Here is a 15,798-nt window from a genome sequence, read left to right as displayed (position 1 = left end):
ATTGCGTGACTCCATAATTGACACGCTTCACCGGCGCGCGGGTCCGAGTGGGTGAGAGCGCTGATCCGCGCCGCAGCGGCTCCACATCCAACGGGATCGTCGAGGTAGGCCAGGGCGACCGGCGCGGTCCGCATGAGCGATCCGTTGCCGCCCGTTCTGCCCGGCAAGGATGCTGCCGCCGCGGTCATCTCCGCACCGCTGCGCGTGATCTGTGAGAGCACAGCGCGAGTCTGGTTGCCGACGTCGGGAGGGTTCTGCGCAAACCATGTACGAAAGTTCTCGGCGATGTCATCGACGTCTCCGCCGGTCTCGAGGGCACGCGCGACACACAGCGCCATCGAGGTGTCGTCGGTCCATTCTCCTGGAGCCCAATCGAATGTACCGCCGCCGATCATGGCGATAGCGGTCTCGGGCGCGGGGTATCCGAACTCGTAGCCCGCTCCCAACGCGTCGCCCGCGGCGGTTCCGAGCAGAACGCCTCGCGCTCGATCGTGCTGAATGTCCGTCAAGTACATATCCACCCCTTTGATCGATGTTGCGCTAACAATAGATCAGATTCACGCTAAGATGCAAGACATGACATGGCGAGACCGCGAAGGCAACGCTCTGACCGACTACCCACGCCCATCGGTGGCAGTCGACGTTGCAGTATTGACCGTCCGCGAACGGCGATTGCACGTCGTGGTGGTGCCATCGGAGCGTGGCCGTGCGCTTCCGGGTACGTTTTTACGACCCGCCGAAAATCTCGCCGATGCAGCCGAGCGCGCGTTGCGAATCAAAGCGGGCATCGACGATCTCACGTTTCATCAGCTGAAGATGTTCGACGCCCCGGACCGCGATGACCGCGGATGGGTGCTGTCGATGGCACACAGTGCAGCTGTCTCGGCCCGATCACTCACCGCAACAACCGAATCCATGCTCATCGATCGAGCGAGGCCGGTGTCGACGCTGGCCTTCGACCACGACCACATGGTGACCGAAGCAGTTCTCGACCTGCGCCATCGCTACGCGCACGAGGTAGACCCGGCACGGTTGACGGAAGAAGAATTCACTCTCCTGGAGCTGCGAGAGCTGTACGAGATCGTGTTCGATCGCCCGCTCTCGAAAGACACGTTCCGGCGCCATGTAATCGATTCCCTGGAGGGAACCGGAACCACGTCGACTGCAGGCGGCGGCCGACCCGCCGAGCTGTATCGACGCGCACCCGATCCGACCCTTCCTCCGGCCGCCGGTTCCTTCCTGCTCGGCTGAAGGCATGGACATACGAAAGCGGACATGCCAGCAGATAAGCTGGCAGCCATGGGATCGAAGCGGCCTGCCAACCGCGGACAGAAACGTGCAGAAAAGACCAAGGCCCGGCAACGGCGTCACCAACAATCCCGACCGGCCCCGTCCGGTGTCGACACCGAGCGCATCGCCGATCTGATCGACGGGTTCGTCGAGTGGCTGAACGAGAGCGACATGTCGGAGCAGTCCGAAGCGATCTCGCGGCTCGTCTCCTCGACACTGACTCAACTCTCCGGTGCCCGGCCCGGCTTCTCCCCCAGCGCCTGGATGCCCGCCGATGCACATCTATTGGTGGACGCCGCAGAACGCATCCTGCAGGAGGAGTCCGAGACTGCCGAGGACACCGCAGTCAATCTCGTGCTCACCTCACTTCAGTATCTGACCTTCCTGGACGAGACCGATCTCTGGGACGGCACTCCCGAGGACTACGCCCATTGCATGGACGACCTGTCGGACTTCCTCGAAGGCGACGAGCCCGACATGCTCGACGCCGACGACATCGATCTGCCCGCCGTCTCTCTCGCTCAGGAGCTGGCAGCGATTTCGGCGCTGCCGCTGTTGCCCGCACTCGACGACATCGTCGCTCGGGTGGCCGATGGTTTGGCCGTGCCGAACGATGCTCATCTGCAGCGCGCCGTCAGCTCGGCTCCGTTCGATCCCGCCCAGCTGGGCGCGGACATCGCCTCGGTCGACTACTGGTCGACGGCCATCGCAACGGAACTGATTCGAATCGACGGAGACACCGCAAAGCCCGGCGACAACGCCCATTCGTTGGCCGGCCGCGGGGCCGAAACCGTGCACGAACTGGTCGCCGAGCACGTGCGTGTGCAGCTGTCAGGGGATGCCGACGATCCCGATGTCTCGCGGTCTCTCGCCAACACATTCGCGGTGCAGACGTTGCTCGCCGCGATGACCGACGAGCTACCGGTCAACAACGAGGGCGAGGACTACGCGGAACTCGAGGGCGAGGATCTGCGTACGGCGCAGTTGATCGATCACCGGGTTCGATCTCTCATCGAGCAGGGCATCCTGGTCAGGATCGAGGAGGTACTGGCCGTTCCGCACGCATTGCGTCCGGCGGTGCTGGACGGTGTGGCCGAGGCGCAGCCCTTCGGTGCGATCGATGACGAATCGCTCGATGACCCGCTGAGCCCCGCGGTCGAGGATTCGGCGACGACGTGACCGCAACCGCGAGCGCCGAGACCGTGTCGGTGGTCGCCGCTAGCGTGACCGGGAGCGCGTTACATCAGCGCGATCTGGGTAAGGAGCCGACATGAGCGATTCACTCGAGTTCGACTTCGACGTCGACGCCGCCTGGATGCAGTTCCAGCGCACGCTCGGCGACTACGTCAGCGCCATGCGTGACGGTGACGCGCTGGTGATCGAGTCGCGCTACGACACCACCGACGGCGTACCCGACACCGCCGCCTGTGTGCAGTTCTACGCCTGGGATCTCGATATGGTTCGGTGCGAGATCCCCGCGAACGAGCACCTGCACAGCAGCCGCTCCATCACCGAAGAGCAGCGACAAGCTTTGAGCGCACTGGGATTTCGTATATCGCTGAATTCCGAGCCAACGGCACCACACGTGGACCGCAATCGATCGTGGTCCGATGATCTCGCGAAGAAAACCGTCTCGGTCTTTCGCGACATCTGGGGACTGCCCCACCCGTCTTTCCTGAGCTCACGCGCCACCGGGCGTTACGACGTGCCCAGCTTCGACGTCTCTGCTACCGAGCCCGACAGCACCGTTGTCCCCCTCTGCGTGCAGCCCAAGGGCAGAGAGCACTTGCAGCAGCTGGTCGATCACGCTCTCGAACCGTGGTTCGGTTTCCCGCCGGATCACGACCCCGACGGCGACATTCCCCTGCGATTCGTGGGCGGCACCGCGTACGTATCGGTCAAGCCCACCGAACCGGTCGTCGAGATCAATTCGACCCTGGTGCATGCCGTGTCCGGTCGCACTCGCGCGGCCGAGTTGCTGGTCGACCTCAATCTGCAGCTGCCCGATGTGATGTTGCACCTGGTCCAGGACTGCATCGTCGCTCAGGTGCGGGTCAGCGGCTCACCCTTCGTCGCCGATCACCTGCTGTGGGCGGTGCGCATGCTCAGTCACGTGTGGGAGCAGGTCGACGAGAAGTTCGCCGAGGACTTCGGCGGCATGCTCGGAGAGCCGGCGCCGCCGACCGTGACCGCGGCCGATTTCCCGGACGGCCTGCTCGAATTGGTCGAACTGGCCGCCGAGTCGGACGCGCCCCTCGACCTCAAGGCCGTTCTCGCGCGCTGCTCGTCCGACCGCGATGTCGTCGTCTCCTATCTGCGCATCAGCGCAGAACAGGAAGCGTTGTGGCGTGCAATGGCGGTTGCCGCAGATCTGGGCGACGAGCACTGCGATGTCGACGATGCGGATCGAGAAGCCGCCAAGTGGAGCCGGACCGTGGCCGCTCTACGCGAGGTACTCCGTAGCACTCCTGAGCAGGTCACGCCGGTGGTCGACCCCTCGGCGATCCAGCTGCAGCTGTTCGAGACCGACGAAGTGGCCGAAGTATCCGACGACATTTCGGACGATAAGTAGAGGCCACAGCGAACCAGACTTTTCGGACTGGCTTCCCTTTCGTGTTAACTGGGGTTACATTAACTCCATGTTCGCACCACGTTTGGAGAAGCCATGACACTGACGACAGGCATTCCGTCCGTTTCGGTTGACACCGACACCACCGACGAGCAGCAGTACATCGAGACACTCACCTTGCTGTCCGAGGGGTCGGTGCACAAGCACTTCGAGCCCTACGTCGACATCGACTGGGAGTCCGAGAAATTCGCTGTGCCTGCGAACGATCCACGCTGGGTGCTCCCCGCGAAGACCGATCCCATCGGTGGCCACGACTGGTACCGAGCGCTTCCGCTCGACAAGCAGATCGAAATCGGAATGTGGCGTCAGGCAAATGTTGCCAAGGTCGGCCTGCAGTTCGAGAACATCCTGATTCGCGGCATGATGCAGTACGTCTTCTCGCTGCCCAACGGCTCCGCCGAGGCGCGCTACTGCACCCACGAATCCATCGAAGAGTGCAACCACACCCTGATGTTCCAGGAGATGGTCAACCGCGTCGGTTCCGATGCACCCGGCATGAGTCGGCCGATGAAGCTGCTGTCACCGTTCATTCCGCTGTTCGCAACGCTGCTGCCCGAATTGTTCTTCGTCGGCGTTCTCGCGGGCGAGGAGCCCATCGACCACATTCAGAAGTCAGTGTTGCGATCCGGTGAAGACATTCATCCGATCATGCAGAGCGTCATGGCAATTCACGTTGCCGAAGAAGCTCGCCACATCTCTTTCGCACACCAGCTACTGCGTCGCCGCGTCCCGAAGATGTCCAAGGCCGGACGCTTCCTGCTCTCCCTCGCTTTCCCGATCACGATGCGAATCCTGTGCGATGTCATCGTCATTCCGCCGAAGAAGTTCTGGACGAAGTTCGACATTCCGAAGCAGGTCAAGAAAGACTTGTTCTGGGGCACCGCGGAATCGCAGCACGCACTGCAGGATTACTTCGGCGATGTCCGCATGCTGGCCACCGAGACCGGCATGATGAATCGTGCCGCTCGGCTGATGTGGAAATTCTGCGGAATCGACGGCAAGGCATCGCGTTTCCGCAGCGAACCCGACCGCAGCTCGAGCCAGTTCGCCGCATAGCCCTCTCGACACTCCACGCGCCAGTTATCCGTACAGCAGCGCCCGCCGTCAGGAAACATCATGCCCCACGTCGTGACCCAATCATGTTGCAGCGACGCGTCATGCGTCTTCGCGTGTCCCGTCAACTGCATCCATCCCACCCCCGACGAACCTGATTTCCTGACGGCGGAAATGCTGCACATCGATCCCCAATCGTGTGTCGACTGCGGCGCGTGTGTCTCGGCCTGCCCGGTCGATGCCATTGTGCCGCAAGCGAAGCTGACCGAGGCTCAACTTCCGTTCCTGACGATCAATGCTGATTTCTACAAGCAGGAACGCCCGCCTCGGCCGATCCTGGCCCCGGTCACCCCGGCTGCTTCCGTGTCGAGGGATCGTCAACCGCTTCGAGTCGCGATCGTCGGTTCCGGCCCGTCTGCCATGTATGCGGCGGACGAGCTGCTCACGCAACCGGGTGTCAGCGTCGATGTCTACGACCGGCTCCCGCAACCACACGGTCTCGCGCGACTCGGCGTCGCACCCGACCACCAGAAAACGCGTCAGGTGTCACGCCTATTCGAAACCATCTCTGCACAAAAGGGATTCACCTACCATCTCGGTGTCGAGGTCGGTAAGGACATCACCCACGACGAGTTGACGGACACCCACCACGCGGTGATCTACGCGGTCGGGGCGTCATCGGACCGCGAACTCCGCATTCCCGGAGCCGAATTGCCCGGACGAAGCTCGGCAACCGACTTCGTCGCCTGGTACAACGGCCATCCCGATCACGCGCACCGCACGTTCGACCTCTCGCACGAACGCGCCGTCGTGGTCGGCAACGGCAACGTGGCACTCGACGTCGCCCGAATCCTGACGATGAATCCGGAAACGCTCGCTCAGACCGATATCGCACCGCACGCCTTGGAAACTCTACGCAACAGCGCTGTTCGCGAAGTAGTCGTCGTCGGCCGCAGAGGTGTGGCGCAGTCCGCATTCACCGTTCCCGAGTTCGCCGGGTTGCTGACGGTCGCCGATATCGACCTCGCCATCGACCGCAGCGAACTGGCACTCGACCCCGTAACGGTCCGGCTTGCCGAAACCAACGATCTGCCCCATGCAGTCGCACAGAAGCTGCAACTGCTTCGCCACGTCGACGAATCGCCCGAGCACAGCGACAACCGCAAACGCATCACCCTGCGCTACTTGCTCTCCCCCACCAGAATCCTGGGCACCGATCGCGTGACGGGTATCGAGTTCGAGCGAATGGGTCTGTCGGCAGACAGCGACGACGTGGTGCGCAGCACTCCGACCGGCGAGATGGACTGCATCGACGCCGGACTCGTCCTGACGTCTATCGGCTACCGAGGCGTTGCGCTACCCGGGATTCCCTTCGACGAACGCGCCGGCATCATCCCCAACGCCGGCGGCCGCGTGCTCCAGGACGCGGGTGGGTCGCCGGTGACCGGTACCTACGTCACCGGCTGGATCAAGCGTGGACCCTCGGGATTCATCGGCACCAACAAATCCTGCGCCCAAGAAACCGTCGGACATCTGGTCGAGGACTTCAACGCCGGCCGCCTGACCGATCCGATCGAGTCGCCTGAGACCGTGCAGGACGCGTCGAGCCGAGGCCCCCTTCGACGCTCGAAAGAGATGCTCTCGACGCTGCGCCGTTCCTGATCCAACGTCCCCCGCCCTCCGCCCTCCGGCCCCACCCCGCCCCCAGCCCGCCCCCAGCCCCAGCCCCAGCCCCAGCCCCAGCCGGGATCAATGTGGGTTTCAGTCGGTCAGAGTGCAACAGAGGCGCATTCATCCGGGTGGGGCGAGCATCCGGGTGGGGCGAGCATCCGGGTGGGGCGAGCATCCAGGCAGGGCGAGGTTGAAGCGTCTACCATCTGGGTAGTTACATTCATAGGCCACCGATTCGCGGCGGGCCAACACCTCGAGGAGACCGAGATGCCGGCCCTGCGACGCATGTTCTTCAGGACTGCTGCCCCTCTGATCGGTATAGCTGCCGCGTTGCTATGTGCTGCACCCGCCCAAGCCTTACCGACACCCGCCGACATGGCAGATGTCCCGGCCCGAACCGCACTGTCCTACGAACACCTGCCCACGGGCACGTATGTCGGAAGCGCCGAGGACAACGCTCCGCGCCCAGGATTGTCGACGGTCAAGTTGTACATTGCCGACTACGTCGTGCGCTTCGGCGACGGTTCTGCGCGAGATCGCGACCTCGCTCGACGGTTGATCGAGGTCAGCGACGACGGTGTCGCTTCGGTGCTCGACAGCAAGTACCCCCAGGCCATCTCTGCCACGGCCTCCGAATTCGGGCTGAACTCGACCTCGCGTGGCTCGTTCTGGGGCAACTCGTCCACCAGCACCGCCGATACCGTTCGCTTCCTCTCAGCGAAGAAACGAACCGATCCCACCAGCCCGGTGCTCGCCTGGATGAATTCCGCTGCGCCGGTGGCAGCGGACGGCACAGTGCAGGACTGGGGCACCCAACGGTTGCCCGGTGTGACGGGAAGCAAGTGGGGCTGGGCGGACGACGGATACAGCGTGGTGGCGTCCGCCTCGATCGGCGACGACTTCGTCGTCGCATCCAACACCTACGGACCGCGCCGAGCTCAGACCGACGACGTGCTGGCCGCACTCGGGGACGTCGATTTGACGGCACCACCCGCTCCCGGTGCCGTCACCGACCTTCCTGTGATTCCAGGCCTGCCGTCGGTAGAAGAATTGCTCCAGATGCTAGCTCCTCGCTAATACGTTCGAAAGATTGTCAGACCCCTCCCCTACTCTGCGATTCACCGAAAAGTTCGGGGACCACACCGGGGGACGTGGAGGGGACGACGATGAGTCGTATCGATTTGGACAGCTTTTTCAAGTACTCGCGCGCTACGAATGCGCGAGAGGTTGTAGATCCGAATGAACTGCTCGACAGCGGGATCGGTTTTGCCCAGCTGGGGCCGTCAGGGAAAGACATGGCCAGGCTGATGGCGGAGCGCCTGTCCGCAGTGAACGACACCGAACGGGCTCGTAGTGTGCACGACCGGGCGGCCAGAATACTCGACGAAGCTCTCGACACAGCTTTCGAGAATGGTTGGCAGCCGGCCGAGCTGGTGCACGTGACGCGCCAGTGCGCTGGAAGCGACGGCACAGCGGTCATGGCCGAGGCTATCGGCTCACACGCGGCGCGAAGCTCGGCCGACAGCCATGCTCCGGATTCTTGGCGACATCAGCTGTTCGAGCTGCAGGTCGACTCCGCAGGCGGCACGACTGCCGATCGTCTTGCGCGGTGGCGCTCGCACAACCGGCGATCGTCGGCTCAGTCGTGGTTCACCCTGCTGCTGGTACTCGGCTGCTCGACATGGCTGCTGCCACTCGAGAAACTCCTACCCCCTCCGACTCGATGGACCTCACACACGAGACCGGCCAGTCCCGCCCGGGTCGCGGACTCGAAAATGCTGACCAGGATTCGAGGACTGCTGGCCAAGGCCGAGTCGACGCAGTTCCCAGCCGAGGCGGAGGCTCTCTCGACCAAGGCCCAGGATTTGATGACGCGGTACGCCATCGACAGCGCACTTCTCGATGAGGGCGACTCACGCGGCCTGGAACGCGATGTCGTCACTCGTCGCATCATGGTGAGCAATCCGTACTCGAAAGCCAAACTGCTTCTGCTGCACAGTGTGTGCGAAGCCAACGGTGCCAAGACATTGTGGAAGAAGAAGTACCTGCTGGCCAGCGTGATCGGCCTTCCCGTCGATCTCGATCTGTGCGAGCTTCTCTACACCTCGTTGCTGGTCCAATCAGCACGCGCACTCGACGAGGCCGCCGAGTCAGCGACCGCACGGACCCGCAGCTACCGCAACGCATTCTTGATCGCGTACGCCCATCGCGTCGGGGAACGGCTGAGAGAAGCCCGCAAGCGAGCTACGGCGGCCGCAACACAACAACACGGATCTGCTCTGGTGCCGATCATGACGAAGCGATCGGACGCCGTGGACCGGGCGTTCGCGGCCCGGTACCCGTCGACGAGAACGATCACCTTCGGTAGCGACAATGCAGAGGGGTCGTACGCCGGCCGTGCCGCCGCCGAACGCGCGGACCTGACCGGTGGGCGCGAACGCATCGACAAATCCGATTTGGCGTCGTAGTGCGCGCTACATTGACTGGCATGACAGGTCTGGATACTCCAATGACGCCACTTCGCTTCCTCGAACGCGCTGCGGAGGTCCATCCCCACAAGACTGCCGTCGAGGATGGTCCGCGTACCTTCACCTACGAGCAGTTCGCCGCCGCCGTCACCCGGCTTGCCAACGCACTGCGCGCATCGGGTGTCGGCCACGGAGATCGGGTGGCCTACATCGCGTCCAACTCCGCAGAGCTACTGTTCGCGCATTACGCGGTGCCACTGGCCGGCGCCGTTCTGGTCGCGATCAACACCCGGCTCTCACCGGCCGAGGTTCGCTACATCTGCGATCACTCCGGTTCGGTTCTGCTGGTCGGGGATTCGGCACTGTTGGCCGGGCTCGGAACCGATCCCATCGCAGATTCGGTCGCCGAGATCGTCGAGACTCCCTCGGTGGACGGTACATACGGCAAGTTGCCGCACACCACGAGATACGACGCTTTCCTCGAACGCGGCACGGACGATCCGATGGTGTGGGAGGTGGACGACGAGACGTCGACCATCACGATCAACTACACCTCGGGCACCACCGGCCGGCCCAAGGGCGTGATGTACACCCACCGCGGTGCCTACCTCAATTCGCTGGGAGAACTGCACCACCAAGGTTTCGGAATCGACACCCGCTACCTGTGGACACTGCCGATGTTCCACTGCAACGGGTGGTGCACCACGTGGGCGGTTACGGCTGCGTCCGGAACGCACGTCTGTCTTCGCGGAGTGCGCGGCGATGCCATCTGGACGGCCATCGACAACGGAGTCGATCACCTTGCCGGTGCGCCGACCGTACTGACCACGCTTGCCACTGCAGCAGAGGCACATTCACTCGATCGACCGCTCACCATCGTCACAGCCGGAGCTCCCCCGAGCCCGACGATCATCACCAAGATCCGAGCCTTGGGGGCAACGCTCGTGCATGTCTACGGCCTCACCGAGACCTACGGCCCGTACTCGGTGTGCGAGGCGAAGCAGGAGTGGCTCGAACTGGACGCCGACGAGCAGGCTCGACGTTTGGCTCGGCAAGGGGTCGGCATGCTCACCGCCGACCGGTTACGTGTGGTGCGGGACAAGCCCGATACCGGCGGGGCGCTGATCGATGTCGAACCAGACGGCGTGGAAATGGGCGAGATCGTCATGCGCGGCAACAACGTCATGAAGGGGTACTACAACGACGCCTCCGGCACCACAAAGGCATTCGCGGGCGGGTGGTTCCATTCCGGCGACCTCGGTGTGATGCATCCCGACGGCTACGTACAGCTACTCGATCGCGCCAAGGACGTGGTCATTTCGGGCGGCGAGAACATCTCGACGATCGAGGTGGAACAGGCGCTGGCAAGTCATCCCGCAGTAGCCGATGTCGCAGTGATCGGCGTACCGGACGACAAGTGGGGCGAGCGGCCCAAGGCCTACGTCGTCCTGGTGCCGGGCGCACAAGCATCGGAAGCGGATCTCCTGGCGCACGTGAAATCTGCGATCGCGTCGTACAAGGCCCCGCGAGCCGTCGAGTTCATCGTCGAGTTGCCGAAGACATCGACCGGCAAGATAAGGAAGAAGGAGCTACGCGACGCCGAGTGGGGCTCATCCGAGTCGAAGATCAAGGGGTAGAATCCAACTGAACGGTCACGCCATCTGCACACCGGCGATTTCGGTGACACCGCCCTTGCCGTCGAAAGACAACTGCCGAAAGGCCACCTTCTCGACGAAGAACCTGTCGTGGCTCACCAGGATCACCGCGCCCGGAAACGCCATCAAGGCACGTTCCAGTACCTGAGTGCTCTGTAGGTCGAGGTGGTTGGTGGGCTCGTCGAGCACGATGACACCCGCACCGAACAGTAGGCATTGAGCCAGGGCAACTCGCGCTTTCTGTCCTCCGGACAGAACTCCGATCTTCGATTTGAGATCCATTTCGGAGAACTGCAACAGTGTCAGGAAGCGATGAACTTCTTTCTTCGTCGCTGTCAGAGCGAGACTGCCCGGCATCGCGTTGACCGAATGCGACACGGTGTCATCGAGGTCGAGATCGGCCAGCACCTGGTTGTAGTAGATGAAGGACGGGGCCTTGGTCTTCCATTTGATCTTGCCACTGTCCGGTTGCTCGGCACCGACGAGAATGTCGACGAGGGTGGTCTTTCCACAGCCGTTCGGTCCGGTGACGGCGATGCGGTCGCCGCGATGCACGGTGAACGAGATGTCCTCGAATAGTCGTTGCTCACCATAGCTTTTGGCGATCCCGGTGATTTCCGCCAGGTTGTCGTGGACATGAAGGCCGCCATAGATGGCAGTGACCACCGTGTCGACCGGACGTGGACTCTTGCTCTTCTTGATGTTGGCCAAGCGACGTTTGAGCACGCCGCTGGGGTTCTTCACTGCTTCCTTGCGGTCGCTGATCGCTTCCTGCTCGTAGGCCAGCAGCTGTTGTTCGTTGCTGAATTCGCGTTCGAGGTTCTTGAGTCGAAACTGTTTCTGCTGAACGTATTCCGAGTAGCTACCGTCATAGGTTTGCAGGTGGTGATTTTCGATCTCGACGATGCCGGTGACGACCTGCTCGAGAAATGCGCGGTCGTGCGAGACGACCAGAAGTGCACCGCGGAAGTCGCGCAACCATCGCTCGAGCCAGGCGATCCCGGCAACGTCGAGGAAGTTGGTCGGCTCGTCGAGAAGGAGGACGTCCGGCGCTTCGATGAGAATCTTGGCCAGCGCCGCGCGGTTACGCCAGCCGCCGGACAGTCGATCGACGGGTAGTTCGCGCCGCTCGGTGTTGAAGCCGAGCATGGACAGCACTGTGTCGATCTGCTGATGGTAGGTCCACCCGCCACTGTTCTCCATGGCGTCGAGTAGTTCGGCTTGGCGATCGACGAGCTTGTACATCTGCTTCTCGTCGAGATCGCCGCCGAGTGCTGACTCGACCTCGGCCAACTCCGTCTCGATTTCGTGGACCGCGCCGAAGAGAGATTCGAGCTCCGCCTGAATGCTGCTGTTGCCGTCGAGTTCGGAGAATTGGGAGAAGTACCCGATTCGCGCGCCCTCGGTCACGTCGACTGTTCCCGTGTCGGGAGCCTCTCGCCCGAGCAAGAGTTGCAGAAGGGTCGTCTTTCCGGTGCCGTTCCGTCCGATGAGGCCGATGCGGTCACCGTCAGCGAGACGGAAGAACACCTCTCGCAACATGACCTTCTGGTCGTAACCTTTGGATACGTCGTTCAATCGGATCCAGCTCAAGCGTTCACAACTCCTGCAGACATGGTGGGTTCGCCGCGGCGACGAACCCGACGGCTCACTCTAGCGTCGGGGTGTTGCCGACTCGATTCGCCGGCCGTCGGGCCATCGTTACAGTTTCGTTTTCCTTTACTGTTTCATGCCCTCTGGTCTGGCGTTTTCTGGACGTTCCGGCCGACTGCAGATCTGTGTACAGCACATTTGTCCAACGAAGTCGTGATTGCCCGTGCTACGTTCAAATGCGGTAAAAGAAACAGCAACACGATTCAAAGATCGTCTACCGGCCCGGCGAGCTCAGCTGCGGGCACTTGATCCGCCTCTGCATCGCAGGTCCGGTCCAACGACAAGTGACCGGAAGGCCTCGACCCATGGCACAAACTGTGCTGAACACTATCTCCACCAAGAAGATCGTCAGTTCCCTTGCAGGCGCAGCCCTCGTCGCTGCCGGCCTCACTGCATGCAGCTCCACCGATTCGTCCGACGACTCGAACCACCTCCAGTCACTGCAGGATGCAGGCACTATCACCGTCGGCGTCGCAGGTGAGGCACCGTACAGCTACGAGGACAACGGCCAATTGACCGGTGCCACCATTGCACTGCACCGGGAGATCTTCGGCAACCTCGGTATCGACACAGTCGAAGGCGTCAACACCGACTTCGGCGCTTTGATACCCGGGCTGCAGGCAAACCGTTTCGACGTGGTGAGCGCCGGAATGTCGATTCTTCCGCAGCGCTGCGAGCAAGCAGCCTTCGGTGATCCCGAGTTCAACTACACGACGGCCCTGATGGTTCCCGCGGGTAACCCCGCAGGGTTGACCGACATGCAGTCGGTCAAGGAAAGCGGCCTTCGCCTGTCCACCATGACCGGTGCTATCGAATCGGATTATGCTGACTCCCTTGGCATCCCAAGCACTCAGGTCGCGTCGCCGCAGGACGGCATGGACGCCGTGACCTCCGGACGAGCAGATGTCTTCGCGTTGACTGCCATCTCGCTGAACTGGATGAAGACCAACAACCCGACGGCTCCAGTGGACGTCACCGAGTCCTTCGTCGCCGAGATCGACGGGGTCCCGCAGGTGGGCGCAGGCGCGACGGTGTTCCGCACCGACGACCAGGAACTCCTCGCCGCGTACAACGAGGAGCTCGCCAAGATCACCTCCGACACGGACAAGTACCTGTCCATCGTGGGCGACTTCGGGTTCACCGCGGAAGAACTGCCGGATCCGGAATTGACCACCGCGAAGCTCTGTGAGGGCTGAACGACGTCGGCTGACTGACAACTCGTGAACGACAATATCGGGACCTTCCTGGATTCGTGGCCGCGAATCCAGGAAGGGATCCTCACCACTGTTTACCTGACGCTCGGCGGAGCTGTGCTCGCCTTCGTGTTGGCGCTGATCCTGGGGTTGGCCGCCAGCAACCGACACTGGTACGTGCGGGCCCCCGCGCGCTTCGTGGTCGAATTCTTCCGCGGCACGTCGCTATTGGTGCAACTGTTCTGGCTGTTCTACGTACTCCCGTTGCTCGGATTCCAACTCGAGTCGATGTTCTGCGGAATCCTCGCTCTCGGCTTGAACTACGGCGCTTACGGTGCCGAGGTCGTCCGGGGTTCCATCTCGGCAGTGGCCAAGCCTCAGTGGGAAGCAGCACTGGCACTGAACTTCTCGTCCTGGCAGCGCCTGTATCGGGTGGTGTTCCCCCAGGCCTGGGTGCAGATGATTCCGCCGCTGACGAACCTGCTGATTCAGCTCCTCAAAGGAAGCGCGCTGGCAAGTTTCATTCTGCTACAGGACCTCACGTACCAGATCGAGCAACTTCGGCGCGGAACCGGCGACACCTTGTTCGCGTTCGGCATCGGGCTGGTGCTCTACTTCATCATCGCGTACATCCTCACCCTGCTCATGAACGTGCTCGAGATTCGTGCCAAGGGCCGGCTCGGTGCCGGGCCCTCGCTGCGTGAAGTACTGAGCCTGCGACCGGAGAAGGTCAACGAGAACGTAGGGGTGGGACGATGAACGGCAACTGGAGCTGGGAGCGCGCGTTCGATTCACTCCCCTTCTTGCTCGAAGGTTTCAAGATCACTCTGCTGGCGACGGTCATCGGCTTCGTTTTGGCGGCCGTTCTCGGTCTGGCCATCGCTGTCGTCAGACACACCGGGCCGAAGTTCGTCACCGTTCCGCTGCGGATGTTCACCGAGTTCATTCGGTTGACGCCGTTGATCGTTCAGCTGTTGTTCGTCTACTACCTGCTGCCGCAGTTCTCTGCACTGCAGATCGGTATCACCGTCCTCGGTATCCACTACTCGACGTACATGGCCGAGGTCTACCGCGCCGGTATCGATGCGGTGCCGGCCGGCCAGTGGGAAGCTGCACGTGCTCTCTCGCTGCCGAGTAGTAGAACGTGGCGAGCAGTGGTTCTTCCACAGGCAGTGCGGAGCACGACTCCGGCGCTGGGTAACTACGCGATTTCGATGTTCAAGGACACGCCGTTCCTGTTCGCGATCACCGTCGTCGAAATGGTCACCGCTGCGCAGCAATACGGCGCACGCACCTTCCAATACCTGGAGCCGATCACGATGGCGGGCATCATCTTCCTGGTCGCGAGCTACCCGACATCGATTCTCATCAGAAGACTGGAGAAGTCCCTTGCCTACTGACGATTCGGTGAGCACACCGATGATCAAGTTCGAGAAAGTCGTCAAACAGTTCGGCGATCACGTGGTCCTCGATCATCTCGATTTCCAGGTTCGCCGCGGAGAACGCGTCGCACTGATCGGGCCCAGTGGCTCCGGAAAGACGACGATTCTGCGTCTGTTGATGACCATCGAGAAGGTGAACGACGGCGTCATCTGGATCGAGGACGAGCCGCTGACTCATCAGCGCAAGGGCGAGAAGCTTGTCGTCGCCTCCGAAAAGCACCTGCGCAAAGTGCGCACGAGGATCGGCATGGTGTTCCAACAGTTCAATCTGTTTCCCAACATGACTGTGCTGCAGAACATCACCGAAGCGCCGATCCACGTGCTCGGCAAGGGCAAGTCCGAGGCGAACGAGCGCGCCCGTGAGCTACTGAAGACTGTGGGGCTGGCGGACAAGGAGAATGCGCACCTGACCAAGCTGTCAGGTGGTCAGCAGCAGCGTGTGGCCATCGCCCGAGCATTGGCGATGGACCCGGACATCCTGCTGCTGGACGAGGTGACCTCTGCTCTGGATCCAGAGTTGGTCGCCGATGTGCTCGACGTGTTGCGCACTATCGCCGAGACCACCGACATCACGATGCTCATCGTGACCCACGAAATGGGCTTTGCCCGCGACGTAGCGGACCGCGTCCTGGTGTTCGACGAGGGCAAGATCCTCGAAGAGGGCCCGCCGGACCAGATCTTCAGCGACCCACAGGAGGAGCGGACGCAACGCTTCCTCAAGGCCGTTCTTGCAGAGTGACGAAC

14 protein-coding genes are annotated in these 15,798 nt (G+C 62.3%); 12 read left to right on the top strand and 2 right to left on the bottom strand.

Going from position 1 to position 15,798, the window contains the following annotated elements:
* Positions 1-515: ADP-ribosylglycohydrolase family protein (locus RHODMAR_RS12155; protein WP_008714925.1), on the bottom strand; the 515-nt coding region annotated here is incomplete at its 3' end.
* 61 nt (positions 516-576) lie between these two features.
* Here RHODMAR_RS12155 and RHODMAR_RS12150 point away from each other — a divergent pair.
* The 8 genes from RHODMAR_RS12150 to RHODMAR_RS12115 all read left to right on the top strand — a co-directional run bounded on the left by RHODMAR_RS12150 (position 577) and on the right by RHODMAR_RS12115 (position 10,748).
* A complete protein-coding gene (locus RHODMAR_RS12150) occupies positions 577-1,251 on the top strand; it encodes an NUDIX hydrolase (RefSeq protein ID WP_008714923.1) in 675 nt (224 codons plus the stop codon).
* Positions 1,252-1,275: 24 nt separating this feature from the next.
* Positions 1,276-2,469: a hypothetical protein gene (locus tag RHODMAR_RS12145; protein ID WP_157226082.1), complete on the top strand. Its 1,194-nt coding sequence runs from the start codon at positions 1,276-1,278 to the stop codon at positions 2,467-2,469.
* A gap of 91 nt (positions 2,470-2,560) precedes the next feature.
* Positions 2,561-3,862 carry a T3SS (YopN, CesT) and YbjN peptide-binding chaperone 1 gene (locus tag RHODMAR_RS12140; RefSeq protein ID WP_008714919.1) on the top strand — a complete coding sequence of 434 codons (1,302 nt, stop codon included), beginning with the start codon at positions 2,561-2,563 and terminating at the stop codon, positions 3,860-3,862.
* A 93-nt stretch (positions 3,863-3,955) separates the two neighbouring features.
* Positions 3,956-4,975 (top strand): AurF N-oxygenase family protein, encoded by a 1,020-nt coding sequence (locus RHODMAR_RS12135; RefSeq protein ID WP_008714918.1) that lies wholly within the window; start codon positions 3,956-3,958, stop codon positions 4,973-4,975.
* A gap of 60 nt (positions 4,976-5,035) precedes the next feature.
* Positions 5,036-6,634, top strand: coding sequence for an FAD-dependent oxidoreductase (locus RHODMAR_RS12130; protein WP_008714917.1), 1,599 nt, complete (start codon positions 5,036-5,038; stop codon positions 6,632-6,634).
* 276 nt (positions 6,635-6,910) lie between these two features.
* Positions 6,911-7,720 (top strand): hypothetical protein, encoded by an 810-nt coding sequence (locus RHODMAR_RS12125; protein WP_008714916.1) that lies wholly within the window; start codon positions 6,911-6,913, stop codon positions 7,718-7,720.
* Positions 7,721-7,809: 89 nt separating this feature from the next.
* The gene (locus RHODMAR_RS12120; RefSeq protein WP_008714915.1) at positions 7,810-9,111 is read left to right on the top strand and encodes a DUF2786 domain-containing protein; all 1,302 of its coding nucleotides are present in this window, start codon (positions 7,810-7,812) and stop codon (positions 9,109-9,111) included.
* A 20-nt stretch (positions 9,112-9,131) separates the two neighbouring features.
* Positions 9,132-10,748: an AMP-binding protein gene (locus RHODMAR_RS12115; RefSeq protein WP_042938918.1), complete on the top strand. Its 1,617-nt coding sequence runs from the start codon at positions 9,132-9,134 to the stop codon at positions 10,746-10,748.
* A 15-nt stretch (positions 10,749-10,763) separates the two neighbouring features.
* Here RHODMAR_RS12115 and RHODMAR_RS12110 read toward each other — a convergent pair whose 3' ends face one another.
* Positions 10,764-12,359, bottom strand: coding sequence for an ABC-F family ATP-binding cassette domain-containing protein (locus RHODMAR_RS12110; RefSeq protein WP_008714911.1), 1,596 nt, complete (start codon positions 12,357-12,359; stop codon positions 10,764-10,766).
* A 365-nt stretch (positions 12,360-12,724) separates the two neighbouring features.
* On the opposite strand from RHODMAR_RS12110, the gene RHODMAR_RS12105 reads away from it, so the two are divergent.
* From RHODMAR_RS12105 to ehuA, 4 genes are read left to right on the top strand one after another with little or no spacing between them, the layout of a single operon-like run.
* Complete coding sequence (locus tag RHODMAR_RS12105) at positions 12,725-13,615, top strand: ectoine/hydroxyectoine ABC transporter substrate-binding protein EhuB (RefSeq protein WP_008714908.1); 891 nt, start codon at positions 12,725-12,727, stop codon at positions 13,613-13,615.
* Between the two features lie 24 nt (positions 13,616-13,639).
* The gene (gene ehuC, locus RHODMAR_RS12100; protein ID WP_008714907.1) at positions 13,640-14,371 is read left to right on the top strand and encodes an ectoine/hydroxyectoine ABC transporter permease subunit EhuC; all 732 of its coding nucleotides are present in this window, start codon (positions 13,640-13,642) and stop codon (positions 14,369-14,371) included.
* Positions 14,368-15,012: an ectoine/hydroxyectoine ABC transporter permease subunit EhuD gene (gene ehuD / locus RHODMAR_RS12095; RefSeq protein WP_008714905.1), complete on the top strand. Its 645-nt coding sequence runs from the start codon at positions 14,368-14,370 to the stop codon at positions 15,010-15,012. The genes ehuC and ehuD overlap by 4 nt, the downstream gene beginning before the upstream one ends.
* 19 nt (positions 15,013-15,031) lie before the next feature.
* Positions 15,032-15,793: an ectoine/hydroxyectoine ABC transporter ATP-binding protein EhuA gene (gene ehuA / locus RHODMAR_RS12090; RefSeq protein ID WP_008714903.1), complete on the top strand. Its 762-nt coding sequence runs from the start codon at positions 15,032-15,034 to the stop codon at positions 15,791-15,793.
* Positions 15,794-15,798: the final 5 nt, after the last annotated feature.

Source organism: Rhodococcus sp. AW25M09 (genome assembly GCF_000333955.1).
GTDB lineage: Bacteria > Actinomycetota > Actinomycetes > Mycobacteriales > Mycobacteriaceae > Rhodococcoides.
This window is presented reverse-complemented; position numbering and strand designations above follow the sequence as displayed.

Bases quoted from the DNA above. Each gene is read 5' to 3' on its own strand.
- RHODMAR_RS12150 (WP_008714923.1), top strand. From the start codon at position 577: ATGACATGGCGAGACCGCGAAGGCAACGCTCTGACCGACTACCCACGC.
- RHODMAR_RS12145 (WP_157226082.1), top strand. From the start codon at position 1,276: ATGCCAGCAGATAAGCTGGCAGCCATGGGATCGAAGCGGCCTGCCAAC.
- RHODMAR_RS12140 (WP_008714919.1), top strand. From the start codon at position 2,561: ATGAGCGATTCACTCGAGTTCGACTTCGACGTCGACGCCGCCTGGATG.
- RHODMAR_RS12135 (WP_008714918.1), top strand. From the start codon at position 3,956: ATGACACTGACGACAGGCATTCCGTCCGTTTCGGTTGACACCGACACC.
- RHODMAR_RS12130 (WP_008714917.1), top strand. From the start codon at position 5,036: ATGCCCCACGTCGTGACCCAATCATGTTGCAGCGACGCGTCATGCGTC.
- RHODMAR_RS12125 (WP_008714916.1), top strand. From the start codon at position 6,911: ATGCCGGCCCTGCGACGCATGTTCTTCAGGACTGCTGCCCCTCTGATC.
- RHODMAR_RS12120 (WP_008714915.1), top strand. From the start codon at position 7,810: ATGAGTCGTATCGATTTGGACAGCTTTTTCAAGTACTCGCGCGCTACG.
- RHODMAR_RS12115 (WP_042938918.1), top strand. From the start codon at position 9,132: ATGACAGGTCTGGATACTCCAATGACGCCACTTCGCTTCCTCGAACGC.
- RHODMAR_RS12105 (WP_008714908.1), top strand. From the start codon at position 12,725: ATGGCACAAACTGTGCTGAACACTATCTCCACCAAGAAGATCGTCAGT.
- ehuD (WP_008714905.1), top strand. From the start codon at position 14,368: ATGAACGGCAACTGGAGCTGGGAGCGCGCGTTCGATTCACTCCCCTTC.
- ehuA (WP_008714903.1), top strand. From the start codon at position 15,032: ATGATCAAGTTCGAGAAAGTCGTCAAACAGTTCGGCGATCACGTGGTC.